This is a genomic window from Paenibacillus sp. 32O-W (genome assembly GCF_007679495.1).
GTDB lineage: Bacteria > Bacillota > Bacilli > Paenibacillales > NBRC-103111 > Paenibacillus_L > Paenibacillus_L residui.
Genome location: NZ_VEGP01000003.1, coordinates 48,212 through 70,545 on the forward strand (window position 1 = coordinate 48,212; position 22,334 = coordinate 70,545).

The window sequence follows — 22,334 nt, forward strand, 5'->3', positions numbered from 1 at the left end:
ACATAATGGAGCCGCCCGATGCCGCCCTGTCCGGACCGGAAGGATGGCTTCTCTCTGCGGAACCGAAATAGCTTCAATAGAGCTGTGCAACAAGTCGACAAGAAAGTCATGTCGGACATCTTTCTCTACATAGGATTTAAAGTATGGCGATAGACGGAATGAGAATAGAATGTCGGTAGATATGAAAAGGCTCGATGAGGAGGATTGAAATGCCGGTTTTGAACCCTTCTATGCGTTTAAAGGTGAATCGGGACACCTTCTATCTTCCCGAATCGGACGGAGGCGTATATTTTCGCAACAACATGGTTTCGTTCCGTATGGAAGGCAGGGCAATTCGCCAGTGGATCGAAATGCTGATCCCCATGTTCAGCGGCGAATATACATTGGCGGAATTGACCGACGGGCTGCAGGACGCGCATCGGGATCAGGTCTATGAAATCGCCAGGGTGCTGCTTCAGAACGGTTTCATACGGGATCTCAGCGAAGACCGCCCGCATCAGCTGCCTGACGAGGTTCTGGATAAGTATGCTTCGCAGATTGAATTTTTGGACAGCCTGGGCGGTTCGGGGGGCTACCGTTTTCAAAGCTTCCGGCAATCCAATGTGTTGGCGGTCGGGTGCGGACCGCTCCTGGTTTCGCTGGCGGCGGCCCTGCTCGAATCCGGATTGCCCGGATTCCGCCTGTTGGTTACGGATTCGGTGCCGACCGACCGGCGCAGACTGGAGGAGCTGGTTGAGCATGCCCGCAAGTGGGATTCTTCGGTAGCGGTGGAGGAGGTGTCGCTTAAGCGGAAAGGGGCGCAGGGCTGGCGGGAGTTGGTAAGGACCTTCGATGCTGTCTTGTATGTATCGCAGAACGGAGGGGAAGGGGAGCTGCGGCTTCTCCATGCCGTGTGCAAAGAGGAGAAGAAGGTGCTGCTCCCCGCCATTATCCTTCAGCAGACGGGTATGGCCGGACCGCTCATTCATCCGGAAACGGACGGCTGCTGGGAATCGGCCATCCGCCGAATACACCGGCCCGCTCTGTGCAAGGAAGAGCCGCAGCATCATCTCTTCTCGATCCCGGCAGGGGCCATGCTTGCCAATGTGATCGTGTTCGAATGGCTGAAGACGGCGGCGGGAATATCCGAAGCGAAGCTGAACAAGCATCTGTTCCTGCTGGATCTGGAAACCCTGGAAGGAGACTATTATCCGTTCCTTCCCCACCCTCAGGTGACAGGGTATGCGGGCGCCGAATGGATACATGATGTGGAAGCCCGCCTGGAGCGAGGCGCGGCCAAGGATCGAGCAGGCTCGGGGACGAGCGGGCTCTTCGCTTATTTCACCCGGATAACATCGGATAAAGCCGGGATTTTACGTATTTGGGACGAGGGGGACTTGATCCAGCTGCCGCTCTCCCAATGCCGGGTGCAGGCGGCGGATCCTCAGTCGGAGGGACCGGCTGAGCTGCTTCCGGAGATCATTTGCTCCGGCCTTACTCATGAGGAGGCACGGCGGGAGGCGGGGTTGGCCGGACTGGAGGCCTATACGGCACGAATGGCCGCGCCCTTCCTGGAGACGCTTTATCTCCATCGCCGCGAGGGGATGAATATGGAGGCACCGGAGCTGGTTCTCGGGGTAGGGGCCGGCGAAACGCCGACGGCCGGGATCAGCCGGGGGCTGCAAGCTTGTTTGAGAGAGATGCTGCGAAGCCGGACGGCCAACGGACCAACTACAGTCTATCCTATACAGTGGAACGGGACCGAGGATGGCCGCAGCCGTTATTATTATCAGGCATTGACGACGATGCAGGGCGAGCCGGAAATCGCCTTGGGAGAAGGGCTGTCCGGCTTTCCCGTTGTATGGGTCGGCTCGGGCGGGCATTGGTACGGCGGAGTCGGCTTGAATCGGACGATGGCCCTGCGCCTGGCACTGCAGCAGGCATTAATGACCGTGCAAAATGACGGGAAACTTCCTTCGGGTCAAATTCTCGAAGCCGCTTCCGTACGGAAAGGAGACAGGATATTACAGTGGACGGAGTTTCCCGCAGTGGATTCGGAGGAGGAAGGGATGCTGCTTAATGCTTTGCGGACCTTGAAAGAGCATGAACGGCCGCTCCTGGTCTGCGATTTGGCGCTGGAGCCCTTCCTGAAAGAAGGCCCGACGGGGGTATTCGGAGTGCTTCTTCGAAAGGAGGAATCGCTGTGAGTGCGGTTGTTACGATAATCGGAAGCGGTCAATTGGCAGACTTCGTATCCGACGAGCTGAGCCCCCGGTACGAAACGATTCGTCGGACCGATGGGCAGACGGCCATTCTTGAAGAGACGGACATAGTGCTGCTGCTGCACGATACATGGCGACCCGCCCTTCATCGCGAAACCGGGAAGGCGCTCCAGAGGCTGGGCGTCCCCTGGCTGCGGGGCTTCGTCGCCTTCGGGGAAGGCGTCATCGGCCCGCTCGTTCGTCCGGGAAGGCCGGGCTGCTCCTTGTGCGCGGATACGCGGCGGCATATGGCCGGCCGTGACCGCCGGGAGATGTGGGAGCTGCAGCAGAAATGGGAGAAGGATGAGGGAAGGACCGGGATCGATGCGTGGTCCTCAAGAACGGGCCTGCGCCAAATGGCGCTTATATTGGCAGATGCCGTCCATAATGTTCTGCAGGGCGGACAAAGCCGATGGGAAGAAAGAATCTATCTGATCCATCTGAAAACTTTGAGAAGCTCCAGCCATTTCTTCCTCCCGGATCCGTTATGCCCGCTTTGTTCGCAGCCGCCGGATGATTCCGAAGAGGGGGCCCGGGTCTCTCTTCTGCCCAGGCCGAAGCCGCATCCGGACAGCTATCGCTGCCGTTCCCTGAATGAGCTGAAGGATAGGCTGCGCAACGACTACCTGGATCATCGCAGCGGTTTCCTGAATGGAACGATGCGGGATCTCGTATCTCCTTTTGCCGATGCAAGCGTGAATTTGCCTCTGTTCGCGGATAACGAGGGCTGCGCCGGCCGCACCCACTCTTATGAGATCAGTGAATTAACGGCGATTCTGGAGGGACTGGAACGTTATTGCGGGATGACTCCGCGCGGCAAGCGGACTGTGGTCCGCGGCAGCTTTCGCCAACTGGAGGGGCAGGCGCTGGATCCGGTTAAGGTTGGCCTATACTCGGAGGAACAGTACAAGCGGCCCGGTTTTCCCATGCGGCCGTTTGATCCGGATCAGCCGTTGGATTGGGTATGGGGTTACTCCTTTGTGCAGGAGCGGCCGCTTCTGGTGCCGGAATCGCTAGCCTATTACAGCTCGGGCTGCGGGGAGCGCTTCGTGCATGAAACCTCCAACGGCTGCGCCTTGGGAGGAAGCTTGGAGGAAGCCGTTCTGTACGGTTTGCTGGAAGTGGTGGAACGGGACTCGTTTCTTATGACCTGGTATGCCCGATTGCCCCTACCGCGTCTGGACCCATACTCTGCGGGGGACCCGGAGCTGTCGCTGATGATCGATCGATTGCAGGCGGTCACCGATTATGACGTCTATTTGTATAACTCCACCATGGAGCACGGCATTCCCAGCGTATGGGCCATAGCCAAGAACCGGACCGGCAAGGGAGGAAATCTCGTCTGCGCGGCCGGAGCGCATCCCGATCCGGTGCGGGCGATGAAAGGCTCGATTCACGAGTTGGCCGGCATGCTGCTTACGCTTGGCGATAAGTTCGAGGAGAACCGGGAGCGATATATCCCCATGCTGCAGGACCCGTTTCTGGTCAGGGACATGGAGGATCATTCGATGCTGTACAGCCTGCCGGAGGCGGAGCCGCGGCTTCATTTTCTGCTGGATAACAGGGAGACGCCGCGAACGGTGAAGGAGGAGTTCAAGCCTGTGCCTAGACATGCCGATCTGACGCAAGACCTGCGGGAGATCCTCGACAACTTCCGGCGCTTGAAGCTGGAGGTCATTGTCGTGGATCAGACCGCGCCGGAATTGGCGCGCAACGGGCTCTCTTGTGTGAAGGTTCTAGTTCCGGGCATGCTGCCGATGACGTTCGGCCATTCTCTTGCACGTCTGACGGGGCTGGACAGATTGTGGCGGGTTCCGGTTCAGCTTGGACATGCGGAGCAGCCTCTCACCCAGGAGCAGTTGAACCCTTATCCCCACCCCTTTCCTTAAGCGATGAATAGTTCGTTTTCGTGCTTTACAAGCCGGACATAATAGAGCAGGTCTCTTTTTAAAATATAAGCAAATTATAAGTTTCACCTTATACCTGTTCTTATATTTCATCGGTAAACGCGCCTGTCCAAAGGACGGCGATAGCCGTTTATCCTTGAATGGTACGAACGATTTAGAGAGATGTATAAAATCCTATATCACTACGGGAACGGACAGGGGGGATAGAATGAATCTGGATGAATTTGTTCATCAACTGCAGAAGGATACAGACAAGGTCCGGCCTCCGGACTGGGAGGTGGATTGGGCCGACGCCCCGCTGCCGTATAAGCTGTATCGCGGCTTGCCCGCTTATCCGCTGTTTGCGGCTATCCCGTTAAATTTGGAAAAGCGGGCAGAGCCGGCCCTTCCCGACCTGTGTAAGCTGGGTCATTTTCTCTGGTATGTCTTCGGGTTGACGCAATTCAGCGAATCTCTGCTAGGGTCTCGTTCCGGGGAACAAGGAGCGGATGCCATCTGGCTGCGCAGGAGGTTTGCCCCATCCGGAGGGGCTCTGTATCCAAATGAATTATACCTGTATCTGAAAACCGCAGGGCTGCCGATCGGGGTTTATCATTATGATGCGGCCCATCATCGTCTGGTGCTGCTGCGTGAAGGCCTTATGGACTGCTATCTGGCCAGGGCGCTCGGCCATCGCAGCGATCTGTCGGCTTGCTTTGGCGCCGTTTTTCTGTCCGTCCATTTTTGGAAAAATGTATACAAATACAGCTGCTTTGCTTACCGTCTGCACGGGCTCGACACCGGGGTGGTGATCGGGCAGCTTCTGGAGACGGCCGAACGGTTCGGTTTCGTTCCGGGAGTCTACCTCCAGTTTCTGGATCGGGCGATCCATCATCTGCTCGGCCTTAAGGGAGAGGAAGAGAGTGTTTACGCGGTCATTCCACTGTCCTCATCTCCCTCCCGTACCTGGTTTTCCGTCCGGCGGAAGCATGAAAACATAGACTCCGCCGCTGAATTATGCCGGGAGCTGCCCGCCATCCAGCCGAAACATTATGGCCGGTCGCGAACGATCAAGGAATGCCGGAAGCTGGTGAAGATGAACGAGGCTTCGTGGCAGGACACGGCAGCGGCCTTTCGAATGTTCAAGAGAGGGATGGAACGGCGCGAGGCTGCGGTTCATCAGGCTTCGGCCCCGACCCCGGCACCTAAGGCCAAAGGTAATATCGGCGGCGTGATGGCAGAGGAACGGGTAGAACTGCCGGTGGTGGAGAGGCTGTCCTACGATTTGGCGGCGGCCTGCCGCCGCCGTTCTTCGCCGGATCTTGATTTCGTCATGCGTCCCGTGAGTCTGCGGCAATTGGCCGCTCTGCTCCAGGAAGCGGCCGCTTCTCTAGTGTACGCCCACGACCTGAACGGTTCGCCGGAATCCGTCCTCTCGCGGATTTCCATTTACGGATGTTTGAAGGGCGTTGAGGGGGTGGCGGACGGCGCTTATCAATATGATCCGGCCGCACATGCTCTCACGCTTCTGCGTCCCGGGGATCACCGGCTTTGGCTGCAGCAGGGGATGACCTGGCATAACGTCAATCTGTCCCAGGTGCCTCTTTGCCTGCATGTCGTCGGAGACAAAGACCATCTTATGAATACGTTCGGATATAGAGGATACCGGATTCAGCAGATGGAGGCGGGCATGCTCGTGCAGCGGCTGCTGCTGGCAGCTTCCGCACTCGGCTTGGGAGGACACCCGCTTCTCGGTTATGACGTGAACCTGGTGGACGAAATCTATTTCCTGGCCCGGCAGAGGAAGACCAGCCTGATCCAGGTGCCGATCGGGGCTTATCGCCCCCGCCTGAGATTGACGGGAGGGCTGCATGGCTGAATGCCGGGCGGCCAGTCCAGCCTCTAGTACAGGAAAGATTCGGTTCGACCTCAAATAGCCGGCTGCCCGATAGGATGATTTCGCGGCTCCAATCGAGCAATTCCATAAAGAGCAACCTGGTGTCGCTGTCTTTATTTCATAGCCAATAGCGCTATCCGACTTGTATCGCGATTATAGGGCTCTGAACATGGGGTATTTCCAGGTGTCTTCGGATAGGAATTATTTTGAAGTCGTTTCAGAGTTATTTCTCAAATAATTCTCCAGTAGGCGTGGAGAGTATTTTTTCCGTCCGGGCTGGTCCCGCACTTGCCTCCACAGATGGGCAGCCACCTTCATTCGGTCTTTGCGGATCGCTTTCGAATTCGGATCTTGATTAAAGTCTTTAACAAATTGGTTCCACTGGTAGGTGCTTTCCTCCGGGCCGCCCGCTTGTTTCTTTCCTTCATAGATATCGATCAAATCGGCGACAGTCATGTCCAGATCCCCGCGGCGCTCTGCTTCCCTTAATGCCGCCGCCATTTCCTTGGTAAACGAGAAACGGGGCTGTTTATAGTAGCGGGCAAAGAATTCCCGGGCCTTCTGATTAAATTTGAAGCCATCCGGTATGAGCCGGGTATCCAACGATATTTCTACGGGCTCTTTCTCCATTCGAATGGAACTATTGGCCTTCCGCTGGTCGGTGGTAACTTCTCCGCCCAACCATTTCTTGATTCGGAATAGCAATTCGGCTTTGGTCCCTGTTGCGGGGATGTTATGCAGGCGGCAGATATTCTCCAGTTCCTCTTTATACCAATAATGTCTATCGAATTCCTCTACCGTAAGCTCAGTGGAAAATTCCGGACGTGATGGATTCATATTTGCTCCTCCCCTTTTAACCGTGCTCGTTTATTGCTTGCCCCTTAGTCACATTAATCAAAATTGTACCATAGTTGTTCGTTGGCGAACATACTTTCTGTGCGGTGCTTTGTTGAACGCGGTGAGGGGATGCCTCCGCTTTTTGTAAGGAAAACATTTACATGATACCAAAGCAAATGTATTATGATCTTAATACTTATTTCCGAAAGGAACGACAACTTCGCTTGAGCCAGATCGAGGAGGAGAAATATGAAGAAGTTGATGCTATCCATGGCAATGCTTGTTCTAGCCGCCGCTTGTTCGAACCCGGTACAGGGACCCCGCAGCGACATGCCGGTTCCCGCGAACACTCCGGAAGCCGATAATAACAAGATCACGGTAGATACTCCGATGACGGTTTCAGAGACTCCGATTCCCGAGAGCCGCAAAATATTAAAGATTAAGCTGGTAGACGGCAAGTATTATGAAGACCGGAATCCCGGGCCTTACCAGGGGGCCAATTATGAAGGAGATTTCGTATTTGAAATCAGCGATGAGGCGGGCGAAGTGCTCGGTACGACCGGTATCAACGATTTTTACAACGGGCAAACCTTGACGTTCGTCGATCCCTTCGAGCTCGTTATGGAGGATTACAATGGCGACGGCCTGCCGGATTTTACACTGGGCCAGAATATGAACAGCAACGGCAAGCTGTACAAGCTGTTTTCCGTTGGAGACGATGACCGGATTCGTGAACTTCCGGTTGAAGGTCAGTCGGAGCTATACATAAGCGGCGGGGAGGGAAGCCGTTACTCCGTAAGATTGGAGCGGACGGGGCCGGGAGAAGTGTCGTACCAGGCCTATGATCAGCTTATGGGCGAAACAGCCTCCAAAACTTTGAAGTGGGAGAACGGGGCTTTTGCAGAAGTAACCAGGGAGACGGAAGTGATTCTGGATCCTCTGCCCGAGACCGTCTCGGAGCTTGCGCTGCAGCTGTCGGGCAAGATCAAAGGGGTAAGCCTGCCTTACTTCTTCTACCAGGTCGAGGACGGACATCATTTTCTGGCGGAAGGGAAAATCGAAGTCCGGGATAACGGTGAATTCTCGGCAGCCATTCCTCTCAAGCGGCCGACGAACGGTTTCGGCTCGGTCGTGTTCTACGCAGACTTGAACGCGAATGGGCGTTACGATCTTGAGGAGGATACGGAATGGAAGCTGGGATCGGCCTTCTTCGCGTTCGAAGAGTCCCTGGTCGTTCCTCTTTCGGACCTTGGAACGGAATGAACGGATAGAATCAACCTTCAGAATCAACCATTCGGTTGATTCTTTTTTTATTCCTTCGCGGTACGATAGGTTCCGGAAGGAGTGATAGTGCAGATGAAGCCGATTATTGAAGTGAAGCTGCTGGAGAAGAGCTTTAAAAATCGCAAAGCGCTGCAGAATATATCGTTCGAGGTTTATCCGGGGGAAATTTTATGCTTCCTCGGCCCCAACGGGGCAGGGAAGAGCACGACCATTAATATCTTGTCGACGGCACTCCGTTACGACCGCGGAGAGATCCTCTTTCAGGGGGAGAAGGTGGGGGCGAATGCCGCCCGCTTCAAGCGGCAATTGGGAATCGTCCCGCAGGACTTGGCCATTTACGAGGAAATTACGGCCGAGCAGAATGTCAAATTTTTCGCTTCCTTGTACGGATTGCGGGGGCAGGAGCTGCAGCGGAGGGCGGATGAAGCGCTGGCCTTCGTCGGCCTCTCGGAGAGAAAGCGGGACAAGCCGAGAACCTTCTCCGGAGGGATGAAGCGAAGGCTCAATATCGCCTGCGCTATTGCTCACAAGCCGCAGGTCATCATTATGGATGAGCCTACGGTCGGCATCGATCCGCAGTCCCGCAATCATATCTTGGAATCGATCGTCCGGCTAAAGGAGCAGGGGGCCAGTATTATTTATACGACCCATTACATGGAAGAAGTCGAGGAGATCTCCACCCGCATCGTCATCATCGATCACGGGCGCATCATAGCGGACGGGACGAAGGAGTCGTTGAAGGAATGCCTGGAGGAGGAGAAGCTTTACGAAATTGACGTGGAGAATACGATCGGCCTGAACGAAGACGAGCTGTACCGGATTGACGGGGTGAAGCGGGTGCAGGTCGGCGAGAATCATATTCGCGTGACGACGCTAAAGGGAATTGAAAATTTGGACAGAATCATCCACACTCTCATCCATGCAGGTATGAGAATTCAAAATATGGCTACTTCATCGGCCAGTTTGGAGATGGTGTTTCTCAAGCTGACCGGAAGAACGCTGCGGAATTAGGGGGGCTTGCAATGAGGCTACGAGGCTTCTATGCCATCTTCAGACGGGATTTGCTCAACCTGCTGCTCAGTCCGATTCTGGTTTCCGTGAATACGATATTTCCTCTGCTGCTGGTGCTGGTGCTTGGCTATATAGGAAGCGGAATCTATGCCGGCGGAGAAGTATCCTCTTATGACTATTACGGAATTACCATAATGATTTTCATGGTGCTTAACGTTTCGATAACCGCTGCAAACAGCTTTATGGAAAGAAGCATCAGGCCGAGCAATTTGCGGATTCTGTATGCTCCCTTGCCCGGGTCTTATATCTACCTGTCCAAAATAGCCGCCACTTTCGTATTCACTACCGCCTGCCTCTGTTTAATCGCCGGGGTGTTAGCCGTCTGCGGCATCGGGATCGGGGGAGCCAATATGGGATACGTTCTGCTTCTGCTGATCGGGTTCAATTTGTTTTCCTGTTCGCTTGGTATCCTGTTTTGCTGTATTTTCAAAAGCGAGGAATTGGCGAACAAACTGCTCAGTATCATCAACAATGTATCCGCTCTGGCCGGGGGCTTGTTCTTTCCATGGGACGGATTGGGCAAGGTCGCCGAGACGATCTCCGGCCTGTCTCCGGTCAAGTGGGTGGCGGAAGGCGTCTTCCGAATCATCTATGATTACGACCTCGGGATACTGCTTCCGACGTTGGCGATCTGTCTGGCTGGCTCGCTCGTCTTGGCATGGGGCTGCAAACTTTCCTTTAGAGCGGAGGATTATGTATGAACGGAATGGCACAAGTATTTAAAAATAACGTTTATCGCATGATGAACCGCAAAGCTTATCTGCTGCTCACGTTAAGCATAACGATAGCGGTTATGGCGCTGGCCATTTATTTGACATCGGCATTGGAAATGAAGGGTAGAATCGCGGTGGTAGGCGAACCGGATTCCCTGCCGGCGAACGTCCGCCAAGCTTACAAAGTGGAGCCGCTGGATGCCGCTCCACCGAAGTCGCAGCTAGTCCGCAATAAGTATGACGCTGTTTTGACCGACCAAGGGAACGGAAGCTATTCCATCGAGGCGATCAAGGGCGAACCAATTACCGCGAAGCTGGAGCAGGCGCTGGCACATCCCGACCGGTTGGTGACCGCGGATGGCAAGAGGGGGGTAGGCACCAATATACTGGGATTTCTAGTTATGGTTATTTTGCTGGAAGGCTTTCTATTCATGACCTTCTTTCCGGAGGACAAGGCGAACGGGACGTTCCGCCGAATGCTTACTTCCCCAGTTCGAGCAGGCAGCTACCTGTTTGCGCAGTGCCTTTTTTGTTGGATCATCGTCTACGTTCCTACCTTCGGCTTGATGGCCGCCGCCTCCCAACTGCTCCATATCGATATCGGGCTTGGACTGCTTCAATATGCCTGGCTGCTTGGCCTGCTGGCACTGGTTGCTACCGCCTTCGCCCTTTTCATGTCGTCGTGGATCGAGAACAGCGATCAGATGATGACGCTCGCAGGAAGCCTCATTTTGTTGACTTCGCTGCTTTCAGGCAGCTTCTACAGCTTCACGCCCGAAGGCGGGATGAAATGGCTTGTAGCCGTTCTGCCGCAAAAGCAGTTCCTGACCGTCGTGCAGGCTCTCGAGCGAGAGGCGGCTATGGAAGATTGGGCTTGGTCTGTCGGCTATCTGCTTCTGCTGTCCGGATTGTTCTTCCTCGCGGGCTGGGGGCTCTGCCGGAAGAGACTGGCGGAAGGAAGGTATTGAACCGTGGTATCCTGTCCGAATATCTGCCCGCTAATAAAAGCAAGGCAGGGTTTTTCATCCGCCAGCCGGATGGATACCTCCCGCATTCACGGGAGGCTTGGCTTCGGAGGGCTGGAAATCACGGATTTGGACGGTTCTTCTGACTCGGAAGCATATTGATGTTAGTGGGGAGGTCTGGCATGATAAGAGGGGGACGCGGCTCGCTGCAACCCGAACATTCACAGGATTCGGAAGGGATAAGGATGGACGGCATAAGGCTGATACCTGCTAAATTAAAAGCGCCCCCTCCGCGCAAAAATTACATTCGTCGGGAAGCTCTGTTCCGGAAGCTGGAGCAGTTGGAGGAAGGGAAAGTAGCCGTCGTGCAGGGTGCTGCCGGAAGCGGTAAAACCACTCTGGTCGCTTCATTCATGAAGGAGCATCCGGAGCAGGAGTTTCGCTGGATCAACCTGGATGCGGACAATAACGAACTGTTCTCGTTCTGGCATTATTTGCTGGAAGCGATCAAGACTGATTTGGGCGGGCAGATGGAAGATCTGTACGCCGTTTTTGAGGCGCTGCCCCAGAAGCAGGAGATCGAGAAGCTGCTCATTTTCCTTGTTAATCAATTGGGGTCCGTGCAAGGATTGACGCTTGTTCTGGATGATTTTCACACGTTGGACGATCCGTCCTTGCTGCAAACCTTTGAGCTGTTTATGAAATACAGCCCGGACCAGATCCGCTTTATTCTCTTAACCCGCGAAGCCCCGAAATTGTATCTGGGCGAGTGGATGGTCTCCGGACGCTATGTGGAAATCAACGAACAAGATTTGAAATTTTCTGCCGAAGAAGCGGTGCTTTTCCTTCAGCATACGTTGGAATCGGGTGTGGATGAGGAGTCGGCCGCACGGCTCAACCAATGGACGGAGGGCTGGGTGGGCGGATTGCAGCTTATAGCGCTGGCCAGGTCTCATCGGAAGGAGCTGCCGTTCGGCCAGAACCGGGGACTTAACAAATATATGATCAATTATTTGTCCAACGAAATATTATCTTCCGTAAGTCCCGAGGAGAAGCAATTTCTGATTCGCACCTCCATTTTAAGCTATTTTAACGAAGCGATCTGTAACCGTCTGTTGGGGATAGGTCACGCCAATTCTATCATTCACAGGATGGCCGACAGAAACATGTTCCTGGTGACGATAGACGAAGACGAAGGGCTTTATCGCTATCACCACTTGTTCGGGGAATTTTTGCGGTGGAAATTTTCGGAATGGGATGAGGAGACGAAACGCAGTTGGCATATGAAGGCCGCTATCGTTTATGAACAGTCTGGCGATCTGGAGGAAGGCGTCAAGCATTATTTTCAGGCGGGCGAATACCGGGAAGCGCTCGGACTGATCGGCAGGATGCGCCAGACGGTTAAGGGCTGGGGTTATTTGCGCCAAATTCCTCTGGAATACCTTATCGAAAGCCGGGATCTATTGTTCCAGAGGCTGTTCTACCACTTCTGCAATTTGGAAATGGAGAAGTGCAGACAAATTTTGGATCGCCTGCAAGACAAGCCGAAAGACGATGTTTTCTGGAATGCTTTCCAATTTACGCGTTTTTTCATAGATGAGAGTCTGGAAGGTCTGGAAATGTATCCGAATTCGATAGACGAGATCGAGCGGATGGGTTTAAGCGAGGCGACCAAGGCCATCATCTATTTGTCCAGTTCCCTGCTGCTCGGCCTGCGGGATCAATATGCGAAAGCGCTTGAATGTATAGATAAGGCGATTCAACTGGAGAACCGGTTCAATAATCCTTACATTCGTTACTTTGCATGGACCAGCAAAAGCCAGCTTCTGGAGTCTCTCGGCGAATTGAAAGAGTGCGAGCGGATCTATGAATCGTTGACCCGCTTGATGGAAGACCACCTCTATCTGACCCCTCTGGCCGCCAATTGCTTGATTGGAGAGGGCGGCATTTATATCAAAAGGATGCAGCTGGATAAAGCGGATCAATTATTCGAACGGGCGAAGGATATGCTGCCTAAAGAATACATCTCCATGGAGGTCAGCTATATTCACAATCGAATTGAGATGTGTCTCCTTCGCGACGACAAGCCGGAAGCGGCCGATTGGATGAAGCAACTGGCTGCGTTTCGAATTTATTATCAGCACCCGCTCTACTATTCTTCGATATTGAAGTTCCAATGGCTGATCGGTGAAACGGACCCCGAGCTGCTCCATTCGTTTACCCAATGGATAGAACAGGGTGAAGATTATCGTCCTCGCCGATATGAAGATCTGCTGCTGTATGCGCGGATTTTATTCTCGCGGGGCGATAAGGAGAAAGCTTTGGCTCAACTGGATGATATTTTGAAGGATGCCCGCAAGCACAAGATCAAACTGATTCTGGTCGAAGCCATTTTGCTGAAGCTGGCTATTCTCGATATGGACGGGACGGGAAGCAAGAGGGAGCGGTTGAATCTGATCCGCGAGGCAGTCCATTACAGCTATGCCAATGAGATGGTTTCCCCGTTTGTATTGGAGGGGGAGGCCATCCGGCGGGCATTAATCGAACTTGTGAAAGAACAGGAGGACGACCTGCTCGCCAGGGAGAGACAGTTTGTCCATAGAGTGCTTTCCCTGTGGGACCGGAACAAACCGGAAAGTCTGTTAAGCGAACGGGAGCTGGAGGTGCTGACGGTGCTTTCCTCCGGTTTGTCCAACAAAGAAATAGCGGAGAGGCTGTGCATCTCCATTGCCACGGTTAAAACGCACATGATCAAAATCTATGCCAAGCTGGAGGTCTCCAACCGGACGGAAGCCGTAGAGAAAGGGCGCCAATTGGGCTTGCTGTGAGAAAAGCCGTTCCCCATCAAGGAACGGCTTATTTTCAAAATATTAAGAAAGTATAAGTTTCACCTTATACCTGATCTCATATTTCATCGGTAAACGCGCCCGTCCTAAGGACGGCGATAGCCGTTTATCCTTGTGCCGCTCCGGCAGTCCGGGTATGGTTCCATAGAATCAATAAATCGCCATACTTCCTACTAAAGAAAGGATCACTTTCTTCCGATGAATATAGTATATTAGTACTAGGTGCCTTGAATCGCCAGAATGAGCGGGAAATCGGTCGCGAAGCCGAGAGCTTGAAGGCGGTTTAAGATGAATTGGAACAATGTCAGGAGTATTAAGACTATGATCATATGGAGTATTTTGGACATCGAACCGACGGAAGATGTTGCGTCCATCAGGAAAGCCTATGCCAGAAAATCGAAGATTCATCATCCCGAAGACGATCCGGAAGGGTTTCAACGCTTAAGGGAGGCTTATGAGCAGGCGCTTAAGGAAGTCCGGGCAAGCTGGCCCGGTTCAGCGTCCAACGGGAATCGTTCTGTCCGCAGGCAACCCGTCAAGAAGGACACCGCTTGTGATTTCGATGCGTTCTTCGATTTCCGGGAGGAAGCTCGCCGGGCATTAATGCTGCAAGATCTGGAGCAGGCCGAACCGTATTTGGCGGTGGCGTTTCAACTGTATGAGGAAGATCCCGATCTGCTTAGACTCATCGGCCTCTATTATGTGATACAGGGAGATTGGGAGAATGCCCTTCCTGCTTTCGACCGGCTTCTCCGGGTGAGACCGGGGGATATCGACGGCTTGCTGCACCGGGCGGATTTATATTTGAAGCTGGGAAATCCGGAGAAGGCAAGGACCGACTACGGGCATATTCTGGCGGATCATCCGGATCACCTTCAGGCATTAAGCGGTCAGGCGCGAAGCTACTGCCTCGAGGAACGGATGGAAGACGCGCGATCGATATATGTGAGGATTGTAGAGCGGTATCCGCATGATATAGATGCCCGTGTCAGGCTGCTGGATGTTAGCCGCCGGCTAGGGGAGCGCGAGATGCAAACGGAGGTATACCGGCCTCAATTGCCGGAGCGGAATCGGGGATGGTTTAGGGGCAGTGGTCTCGACCGTCTTCAGCGGTTTGCGACACGCCTGCCGGATCAGACGAAACGGCATGGAAGCGTATGGATGCGCCCTTCGAGAATGTGACGGAAACATGGTGTCTGGCTCTGGGTGCTATATTATTCGAAAGGAAGGGGCTCAAGCCGGACGAGTTCTATTCAGAGGAATTCAAGGAGGAAACCCGCTCGCAATGCAAGCATTCCTTGGAGTGTGATTGGGCTATTCATAGCAGAGAGCAGCTTCTGCAGCGGCTCGATCAACTGATGGTGGCCGGGGATAACCGGTCGTTCACGGAACTTCGTTCCTTTCTTTCCACGCTGCCGGAATCGGATCCATCCGCTTATAACGATTCGCTTGGGAACACTCATGAATCCTATGTCCAGTATCAAATCGTCCAGACTTACGATCATAAGCTGCCGGGTGCCGGAATAGCAGCCTGGGATTGGGGAAGGTACGTCTTCTTGTGCAGGGAAGGTGCGCTTGCCGGATATTTGACAGAGGCGGAAGCTCGAAGCCTGATGAGAAGGGTGGCGCACATGGCTCAGCATTCGTACTCCGACTGGCTTGAATACGGCATCGGCTTCCTGGTCGGCGAACAGTTCAGCGTCAAGAAGCTGTCTGGCCGTCATGCGGACGAACGGTTGGACACCGCCGAAGCCCTGCTCTGGAATGAAAGCAGTCTCTGGCGGCGATTGGACTGGGACACGAGACTGGACTAAAGGAACCCAAGCCAGCATTTGAAGACGTTCATGTAGTAGAAACATAGAAACGGGAACGGTGGAAAAAAAGAGGGAATGTTGACAGTCGGTTCCTCATATGATAAGGTGATGGCAACGAGGCATTTCGCTCCTGGAGCGGGGTGCCTTCGTCTATATTCATAGATTGTTTTACATTTAATGGATTGTCGTCAGCTTTCGGAGGTGGTGATGCCATGTTTCTCTCTTTCACCCTCTCTAGCAGAGGGCATTAGCTGATAGCAGGTTGGACATAATGACTGGAAAAGATGTGAAATAACTTGAAGTGGATGATTAACAGTCGGTGGGAAGGCTATCGGCTTGCGGATTTGCGCAAGGATTTCATATCGGGAATGACGGTTGGCGTCATTGCAATTCCTCTCGGAATGGCTTTCGCCATAGCTTCCGGAGTCAAGCCGGAATACGGATTGTACACGACGATTGTGGCCGGTATAATCATCGCGCTTCTCGGTGGGTCGAAGTATCAGGTAGGGGGTCCGACGGGAGCCTTTATCCCGATTTTGCTGGCCATTGTGCTGCAATACGGATACGAGAATCTGTTGATCGCCGGATGGATGGCGGGAATCATTCTGGTGCTGCTCGGGCTGCTCAAGCTCGGGACCGTGATTCAGTATATTCCGCGGCCTGTCACTATCGGCTTTACTTCCGGAATTGCGGTCATTATCTTCACGGGGCAGATCGCCGGCTTTCTTGGATTGACCGGCCTGGAGCAGCGGCAAAGCTTCGTCGGGACAGTGCTCGAGCTGGCTCGCAGCCTCCATACCGTGCAATGGGGCAGTGTTGCTACAGCCGCCGTCAGTCTGGGCTTGCTTCTGGCTATTGGGAAATGGCTTCCGAAGCTTCCCGCATCTCTGGTTGCTCTGATCGGATCTGCTCTGTTCGCAGCTTTCTTCTTTGGCGACGGCATTGCTACCATCGGGTCGGAATTCGGAGCCATACCGGGCACATTGCCCAAGTTCCAGATGCCGGAGTTGACACTGGAGAAAATAATCATGCTGCTCGGCCCTGCCTTCACGATTGCTCTATTAGGCGCGATAGAATCACTGCTGTCGGCGGTAGTCGCGGACGGAATGAGCGGCACAAGGCACAACAGCAACCGCGAGCTGCTCGGCCAAGGGGTGGCTAACATCGTTACACCGATGTTCGGCGGGATTCCGGCCACCGGAGCGATAGCCCGTACCGCCGCCAACATTAAGAGCGGGGCGGTCAGCCCGTTGTCGGCCGTTATTCATGGATTGACCGTTCTCGCGGTTTTATTGCTGTTTGCTCCTTATGCTTCGCAAATTCCATTGGCCGGTATGGCGCCCATTCTGATGGTTGTCGCATGGAACATGTCCTCGCGCCGTCATTTTATCCAATTGATGAAAATGAGGAACGGTGACTCGGTTGTAGCCCTGGTTACTTTTACCCTTACCGTCTTCATTAATCTAACCGCCGCTGTCGGGATCGGTCTTGTGCTGGCCGCTCTCCTGTTCATTAAACGGATGAGTGAAATGCTGACCGTTAACAAAGTTTTTCCTTTGCGGGCAACGGATGACGGAGAGGGAAGCGGATCGCCTGCGGCAGGCGATTGTCCTCTGGTGCGGATCTATTCTGTGGAAGGGCCCCTGTTTTTCGGGGCGGCACAGTATCTCTTAAATACGCTTATGGACACGGTCCAATCTACCCCGAAGGCACTTATTCTGGAACTCGGCAGAATGCCTTTTATCGATGCTACCGGAGAAGCCAATTTGCATATGCTTGTCCGTCATTTTCAGGAGAAGGATTGTTTGGTGCTTGTGGCGGGCATCCAGTCTCAGCCCCGCGAAATGCTGGTCCGATCAGGATTATACTCGCGAATCGGGAGATCCAACTTTTTTGCCCGGTGGGAGGAAGCTGTCGACCATGTACTGGCGCGGCAGGATATGAGCCCATGTGTTCAGTGTTCTTCTTGTGTATGGAGATCTGGCGTTGGAAGAGAGGGGCCTCCGTCTTCCTCGCGAGCGATCCTTCATGCGCAGAGGAATCGACCCCTTTGGGCCAAACGGCCGACCATGGGTGATGAGGCGGCGCAAAGCCGGCGATATGGTCAATCGTCTGCCGGACCGCCGATGGGGACGTAGTTGTTATGGAGTTTATGGCAAGTTGTTATGTTGGTGACCGTTTAAGAGAATATGCCCTAGAATCAGGAATATTTAATTAAAGGAGCTAATGAACATGAGTCAACCATTGCAAGCGTCTGTTCGAACTAAAATGTCCCGTTCCGGGATGAAAGAATTGCGCAAGGCCGGCCGGCTGCCGGGCATTGTATTCGGCAAGCATACGGACAATCGGATGATCCATGTCTCTTCGAGGGAATTTCAACGCTGGGCGAAGAGCGGAGCATCGCAAATTATTCAACTGAACATTGATGGAGGGGAGACGGTTCCCGTTCTGCTCGAAGGAGTGCAGCGTCATCCGGTTTCGGGTGATTGGCTCCATGTCGACTTTCTGCAGGTGAAGATGGATGAAGCGGTCAGGAGCCGGATTCCGATTGAGTTTAAAGGAACGCCTAAAGGAACGAAGACAGGCGGAATCATGCAAACCCAAGGAACGAGCATTGAGGTTGAAGGGCTGCCGGGCAATCTGCCGACCGCCATCACCGCCGATATTGAACATCTGGATGTGGGAGAGACCTTCCACGTTTCCGATTTGAAGCTTCCGGAGAACGTGACCGTGCTGTCCCCGGAAGATGAGCTTCTGGTTTCCATTGTAGCTCCGAGATTGGATAAATCGGCGACGGATGAAGAAGTAGAGGCTGCGAACTGATCTATTATATCTTATGATCACGAGGCATTTCCTTATCCGGGAGATGCCTCGTTTCTTTATGAAGAGATCATTCTGCCGGGATGATTAGAAGTCGGGGCTTCTCCGTCTTGGGGCGTTACCCTCCATGTGTCTCTTTGTCGTTTGATATAGGTCAACTTTGCCGGATTGGCTATTACATCTATTGCCTGAATACAATTTCGTTGAATCTGGAAGGTGAAAACATATAGTATATTCGTTCCCTTTGATAATACGAGTCCCCATTGATTGTTGATATGTCTATAATGGGTTTCCATGCCCTTAGGCTTATAGTTGGATTTAATCTGTTATTTTCGGAAATGAAATCGTTCGAGCGGTATCCTACCAATTCTACAATTTTAGTTAAATCTACCATCTCAACCGTCTTTCTACTATAATAATAGGTAAGTATAGAACAGGATAGAAAAGCCGCCAGCTATGCAGTCGTTAACGGCAGGCAAGGGAGAAACGAATGAAGCCGATTCAAGCGATCGTTTTGGATTTGGATGGTACTTTATTGAATTCGCACAAGCAAGTGTCTCCCCGTAATCAGGCGGCAGTTATGGCGCTGCATGCCCGGGGGATTGCCGTTATCATTGCTACGGCGCGTCCGCTAAGATCGGTGAAATGTCTGCTTCCTGCGGAGTGGCTTACTTTAGGTTATCAGATTTGTTACAACGGTGCATTTACGGTGAATGAAGCTGTGGATGTCTATGAGCACTTGGCGATTCCTCGAGCGACGGCTGCGGAAATTTACCGGTTTATCAAGGAGCAGAACGGCTCCATTCCCGTGACGATAGAAGTAGAGGACACGGCTTACGCGGACTGTATTTTGACAGATGAACATCGTCGGATATTCGGGATTCCCGAGGATGTTCCTCCGCTGGAAGTCATCTCCGGTACCGAGATGGAGACGGTCTCTCCGTCCAAAATTTTGCTCGCCAACGTGGATGGAATTTATAGCAAGCTGAAAGCGGTCTTTCGGAGCAAAGTGAACATCATATGCACCGATGGTCAAGAGCTCATCCAAATCATGAATAAGCAGGTCTCCAAAGAGAATGCCTTGCGCAAGGTTCTCGACCGGTCAGGGATCAAAGCGGAGAATACGATTGTATTCGGCGATGATCATAATGACCTGGGCCTGTTCGATTTGTGCGGAATCCCGGTCGCAATGGGGAATGCCGTAGAGGAATTAAAAGCTAAAGCGGCTCTCGTAACGGATACGAATGACCGTGATGGCGTGGCCAGGATATTGGAACAATGGATTGAATATGGAGAAGGGGAGGAGAGGAACGAATGAGCGAGCAGCTTTATAAAACGGGCTTCAAGCGCATAGATGCTCATCAGCACTATTGGAAGCTGAGCCGGGGGGATTACGGCTGGCTTACTCCGGATTCCGGAGTTCTGTATCGGGATTATTTGCCCGGCGATTTGAAGGAGCACTTGCGGGAGCAGTCGATCGACAGGACGATCGTCGTTCAAGCGGCGCCTACGATAGAGGAGACGGAATATCTTCTTGCCTTATGCGAGGAAGAAGAGACGCTGGCCGGTGTCGTCGGCTGGATCGACCTGGAAGCGGACGATTTTCATGAGCAGTACGCAAGATTGGCTGCAAACCGATATTTCCTCGGGATCCGGCCGATGCTGCAGGATTTGCCGGATGACCGCTGGATTTTGCGGCCCAAGGTCATCTCTGCGTTAGAGAAGTTGGCTCGAGACGAATTTCCCGTTGATCTGTTAGTGAAGCCCAGACATCTCGTGCATATTCTCGAGTTGATGAAGCAGGTGCCCGGGCTTCGGGCAGTGGTGGATCATTTGGCCAAGCCCAATATTAAGGAAGGTGTTATGGAGCCTTGGTCAACCCATATCAAGGAACTGGCCCAATTCCCTAATCTGTACTGCAAGCTGTCCGGAATGGTGACGGAGGCCGATCACGAGCAGTGGCGAACGAACGATTTTATCCCGTATGTGCATCATGTAGTGGAATGCTTCGGGGCGGAGCGGGTCATGTTCGGCAGCGATTGGCCCGTCTGCTTGTTGGCGGCCTCTTACCAAGAAGTGACCGGGCTGCTGAATGAATGTCTCCCCGCATATATAACAGAACAGGACAAGGAACGGATTTTCGGCGAGAATGCTTCGAGATTTTATAGACTGGATCGATAGCATGAAATCTCCGTTGATGCGAAAGCCATAATTTAACCGGCGGACTCCCTGGAGGAGCCGCCGGTTTTTTGGTTTAAAGCTTTACGGGTAGAACGTGCTGGCCGGAGTCGTCGACGGGCACCAGCGCGATTGGCGCAAGAAGTGCAGCAGCGCTTCCTTGGCCGTGTCGGTGCCGATATAATACAGCGCTTCGGCGGCATGAGCACGCACATAGCGATTATCGTCGTCCAGCGCTTGAATCAGCTCGGGGACCGCTGCTTCCGCTTGGGGGCCGAGCCTGGAAATGCACAGTCCGGTCATGAAGCGCACCTGCGGGTCCGGATCATTCAGCGCCTGCTTCAACGCGGCAACGATTTCCTCACGGGGAGAACCGATATTGCACAACGCTTCCACCGTGCTGTACCGGACCGGTTCGGAAGGATGATCAAGCAGCCCGATCAAGGCAGGAACCGCCGGTTCGGCGAGATGCCTTAGCTCTCCCAAAGCGAAGGCAGCGTGAACCGTGACCTCTTCCCGGCCGCCCTTCAATGCTTCGGTCAGACCGGCAACCGCACCGGCCCCGGAGGCAGACAGCCCGTAAGCGGCATTGCGGGAGATCAGCTTATCTTCATGCTGCAGCGCTTGCAGCAGCGCGGCGGTTCCCGGCTCGCCCATCCGTGCCAGCGCATAGGCGGCATTCAGCCTGACCGGCTCGAAGGAGTCCTCCAACGCCCGGGCGAGCACCGGAATAGCCCCGGCTTCCCGGGCATCCGCTCCAAGCAGCCCTAACCGGTTCGCGGCGGCCGCACGCAGCTCCGGATCCTCCATCTGCAGCTGACCGATCCACTGTTGCGCTTGAGCTCCGTCCCCGATGGGAGTCGAGTCCGGACCCAGCTTACCCGACAGCCAGTTCCATGTCTCGCGCCAAACAACCTCATGGGGCCGGACAGCGGGGCTTAAGGAGGAGGGGGTGATCCACTCCTTTTCTTGATGGTCCCAGCTCGGGGCTTGCGGAATTTGGGTACGCATAAATTCGAACTTTAACATGTAGCGGTGCTGTCCAAGCTTATTGGCCGTCGAACGATGCCAGATGTCATATTGAATGAGGGCGAATGTTCCGGCTTCCCCGTTAGCGGTTGCTTCCGCGGCGGGATTCTCTTCTTCGAAGGTGCGGGTATCGTAATACTGCGAGCCCGGAAGCACTCCGGTCGGCCCCAGCTCGATGGGAGTATCCTGGGGAAAATACATAATCATGGCCCACCATGGATGATGATTGCGCATTCTTCGGTATCCCCAATAGCTGTCCTTGTGCCAGCCTCCCGGCTGGGGGGAGTTGTTGTAGTGCCCGTGACGGTGGGCATGCAGCATATAGTCGGGTCCGAGGACGCTGGTCAAGGCTCCGGTAATGACCGGATGCTCGAACACCTTCTGCACTTCGCGGATGCGGGGAAGCAAATTGTTGCCCGGGTTCCCTTCATCCTGATACACTTCGTTAAGCTGCTCCAACAACCGTTGATGGAACTCCTTGGACAGATCGGTTTTGAGAATCAGGAAGCCTTCGGCAATGAATTTTCTCATCTGTTCATCGGTTAATAATTGTGGTTTGCTGTTCATGGACGTCCCTCCATACTTTTATTCATTCCAGCTTGCTGTCAAACCTACTTCTTATTTTAGTGACCGCCGGCTTGAATGAAATGGAAGAAGCTTACCGCTACTTGCACAAAACTAACCTTTTAACAGTTGCCTGACTCGTTGCAGCAATCGGGTTTATTGGATTAGAGCTTCGTGACAGGATGTTTAT

The 22,334-nt window shown here is 53.6% G+C and carries 16 protein-coding genes; 14 read left to right on the forward strand and 2 right to left on the reverse strand.

Annotated features, from left to right (window positions below):
• The first annotated feature begins 209 nt into the window (after positions 1-209).
• The 3 genes from FS806_RS01945 to FS806_RS01955 all read left to right on the forward strand — a co-directional run bounded on the left by FS806_RS01945 (position 210) and on the right by FS806_RS01955 (position 6,005).
• Positions 210-2,186 (forward strand): putative thiazole-containing bacteriocin maturation protein, encoded by a 1,977-nt coding sequence (locus FS806_RS01945; protein WP_144932639.1) that lies wholly within the window; start codon positions 210-212, stop codon positions 2,184-2,186.
• A complete protein-coding gene (locus tag FS806_RS01950; RefSeq protein WP_144932641.1) occupies positions 2,183-4,129 on the forward strand; it encodes a TOMM precursor leader peptide-binding protein in 1,947 nt (648 codons plus the stop codon). The genes FS806_RS01945 and FS806_RS01950 overlap by 4 nt, the downstream gene beginning before the upstream one ends.
• Before the next feature lie 226 nt (positions 4,130-4,355).
• Entirely contained in the window at positions 4,356-6,005 is a 1,650-nt protein-coding gene (locus FS806_RS01955; RefSeq protein WP_144932643.1) for a SagB family peptide dehydrogenase, read from the forward strand.
• A 219-nt stretch (positions 6,006-6,224) separates the two neighbouring features.
• On the opposite strand, the gene FS806_RS01960 is transcribed toward FS806_RS01955, so the two are convergent.
• The gene (locus FS806_RS01960; RefSeq protein ID WP_144932645.1) at positions 6,225-6,860 is read right to left on the reverse strand and encodes an SAP domain-containing protein; all 636 of its coding nucleotides are present in this window, start codon (positions 6,858-6,860) and stop codon (positions 6,225-6,227) included.
• Between the two features lie 249 nt (positions 6,861-7,109).
• Here FS806_RS01960 and FS806_RS01965 point away from each other — a divergent pair, with 249 nt between their 5' ends.
• The 11 genes from FS806_RS01965 to FS806_RS02015 all read left to right on the forward strand — a co-directional run bounded on the left by FS806_RS01965 (position 7,110) and on the right by FS806_RS02015 (position 20,554).
• A complete protein-coding gene (locus tag FS806_RS01965; RefSeq protein WP_144932647.1) occupies positions 7,110-8,123 on the forward strand; it encodes a hypothetical protein in 1,014 nt (337 codons plus the stop codon).
• Between the two features lie 93 nt (positions 8,124-8,216).
• The gene (locus FS806_RS01970; RefSeq protein ID WP_144932649.1) at positions 8,217-9,155 is read left to right on the forward strand and encodes an ABC transporter ATP-binding protein; all 939 of its coding nucleotides are present in this window, start codon (positions 8,217-8,219) and stop codon (positions 9,153-9,155) included.
• Between the two features lie 11 nt (positions 9,156-9,166).
• Positions 9,167-9,916 (forward strand): ABC transporter permease, encoded by a 750-nt coding sequence (locus tag FS806_RS01975; protein ID WP_144932651.1) that lies wholly within the window; start codon positions 9,167-9,169, stop codon positions 9,914-9,916.
• Positions 9,913-10,896, forward strand: coding sequence for an ABC transporter permease (locus FS806_RS01980; protein ID WP_144932653.1), 984 nt, complete (start codon positions 9,913-9,915; stop codon positions 10,894-10,896). The genes FS806_RS01975 and FS806_RS01980 overlap by 4 nt, the downstream gene beginning before the upstream one ends.
• 179 nt (positions 10,897-11,075) lie before the next feature.
• Positions 11,076-13,721 carry a winged helix-turn-helix domain-containing protein gene (locus tag FS806_RS01985; RefSeq protein WP_186328155.1) on the forward strand — a complete coding sequence of 882 codons (2,646 nt, stop codon included), beginning with the start codon at positions 11,076-11,078 and terminating at the stop codon, positions 13,719-13,721.
• Between the two features lie 339 nt (positions 13,722-14,060).
• On the forward strand, positions 14,061-14,921 hold the full coding sequence (locus tag FS806_RS01990) for a J domain-containing protein (protein WP_144932656.1): 861 nt from the start codon (positions 14,061-14,063) through the stop codon (positions 14,919-14,921).
• Positions 14,918-15,553 carry a DUF1266 domain-containing protein gene (locus FS806_RS01995; RefSeq protein WP_222126573.1) on the forward strand — a complete coding sequence of 212 codons (636 nt, stop codon included), beginning with the start codon at positions 14,918-14,920 and terminating at the stop codon, positions 15,551-15,553. The genes FS806_RS01990 and FS806_RS01995 overlap by 4 nt, the downstream gene beginning before the upstream one ends.
• Positions 15,554-15,858: 305 nt before the next feature.
• The gene (locus tag FS806_RS02000) at positions 15,859-17,691 is read left to right on the forward strand and encodes a SulP family inorganic anion transporter (protein ID WP_144932789.1); all 1,833 of its coding nucleotides are present in this window, start codon (positions 15,859-15,861) and stop codon (positions 17,689-17,691) included.
• A 94-nt stretch (positions 17,692-17,785) separates the two neighbouring features.
• Positions 17,786-18,376: a 50S ribosomal protein L25 gene (locus FS806_RS02005; protein WP_144932660.1), complete on the forward strand. Its 591-nt coding sequence runs from the start codon at positions 17,786-17,788 to the stop codon at positions 18,374-18,376.
• A gap of 487 nt (positions 18,377-18,863) precedes the next feature.
• Entirely contained in the window at positions 18,864-19,691 is an 828-nt protein-coding gene (locus FS806_RS02010; protein WP_144932662.1) for an HAD family hydrolase, read from the forward strand.
• Positions 19,688-20,554 carry an amidohydrolase family protein gene (locus tag FS806_RS02015; protein WP_144932664.1) on the forward strand — a complete coding sequence of 289 codons (867 nt, stop codon included), beginning with the start codon at positions 19,688-19,690 and terminating at the stop codon, positions 20,552-20,554. The genes FS806_RS02010 and FS806_RS02015 overlap by 4 nt, the downstream gene beginning before the upstream one ends.
• A gap of 81 nt (positions 20,555-20,635) precedes the next feature.
• Here the strand turns inward: FS806_RS02015 and FS806_RS02020 are convergent, their stop codons facing one another.
• Entirely contained in the window at positions 20,636-22,147 is a 1,512-nt protein-coding gene (locus FS806_RS02020; protein ID WP_144932666.1) for a HEAT repeat domain-containing protein, read from the reverse strand.
• Positions 22,148-22,334: the final 187 nt, after the last annotated feature.

Bases quoted from the DNA above. Each gene is read 5' to 3' on its own strand.
- FS806_RS01980 (WP_144932653.1), top strand. From the start codon at position 9,913: ATGAACGGAATGGCACAAGTATTTAAAAATAACGTTTATCGCATGATG.
- FS806_RS01945 (WP_144932639.1), top strand. From the start codon at position 210: ATGCCGGTTTTGAACCCTTCTATGCGTTTAAAGGTGAATCGGGACACC.
- FS806_RS01985 (WP_186328155.1), top strand. From the start codon at position 11,076: ATGATAAGAGGGGGACGCGGCTCGCTGCAACCCGAACATTCACAGGAT.
- FS806_RS02010 (WP_144932662.1), top strand. From the start codon at position 18,864: ATGAAGCCGATTCAAGCGATCGTTTTGGATTTGGATGGTACTTTATTG.
- FS806_RS01990 (WP_144932656.1), top strand. From the start codon at position 14,061: ATGATCATATGGAGTATTTTGGACATCGAACCGACGGAAGATGTTGCG.
- FS806_RS01960 (WP_144932645.1), bottom strand. From the start codon at position 6,860: ATGAATCCATCACGTCCGGAATTTTCCACTGAGCTTACGGTAGAGGAA.
- FS806_RS01975 (WP_144932651.1), top strand. From the start codon at position 9,167: ATGAGGCTACGAGGCTTCTATGCCATCTTCAGACGGGATTTGCTCAAC.
- FS806_RS02020 (WP_144932666.1), bottom strand. From the start codon at position 22,147: ATGAACAGCAAACCACAATTATTAACCGATGAACAGATGAGAAAATTC.
- FS806_RS01955 (WP_144932643.1), top strand. From the start codon at position 4,356: ATGAATCTGGATGAATTTGTTCATCAACTGCAGAAGGATACAGACAAG.
- FS806_RS02005 (WP_144932660.1), top strand. From the start codon at position 17,786: ATGAGTCAACCATTGCAAGCGTCTGTTCGAACTAAAATGTCCCGTTCC.
- FS806_RS01970 (WP_144932649.1), top strand. From the start codon at position 8,217: ATGAAGCCGATTATTGAAGTGAAGCTGCTGGAGAAGAGCTTTAAAAAT.
- FS806_RS02015 (WP_144932664.1), top strand. From the start codon at position 19,688: ATGAGCGAGCAGCTTTATAAAACGGGCTTCAAGCGCATAGATGCTCAT.
- FS806_RS02000 (WP_144932789.1), top strand. From the start codon at position 15,859: ATGATTAACAGTCGGTGGGAAGGCTATCGGCTTGCGGATTTGCGCAAG.
- FS806_RS01965 (WP_144932647.1), top strand. From the start codon at position 7,110: ATGAAGAAGTTGATGCTATCCATGGCAATGCTTGTTCTAGCCGCCGCT.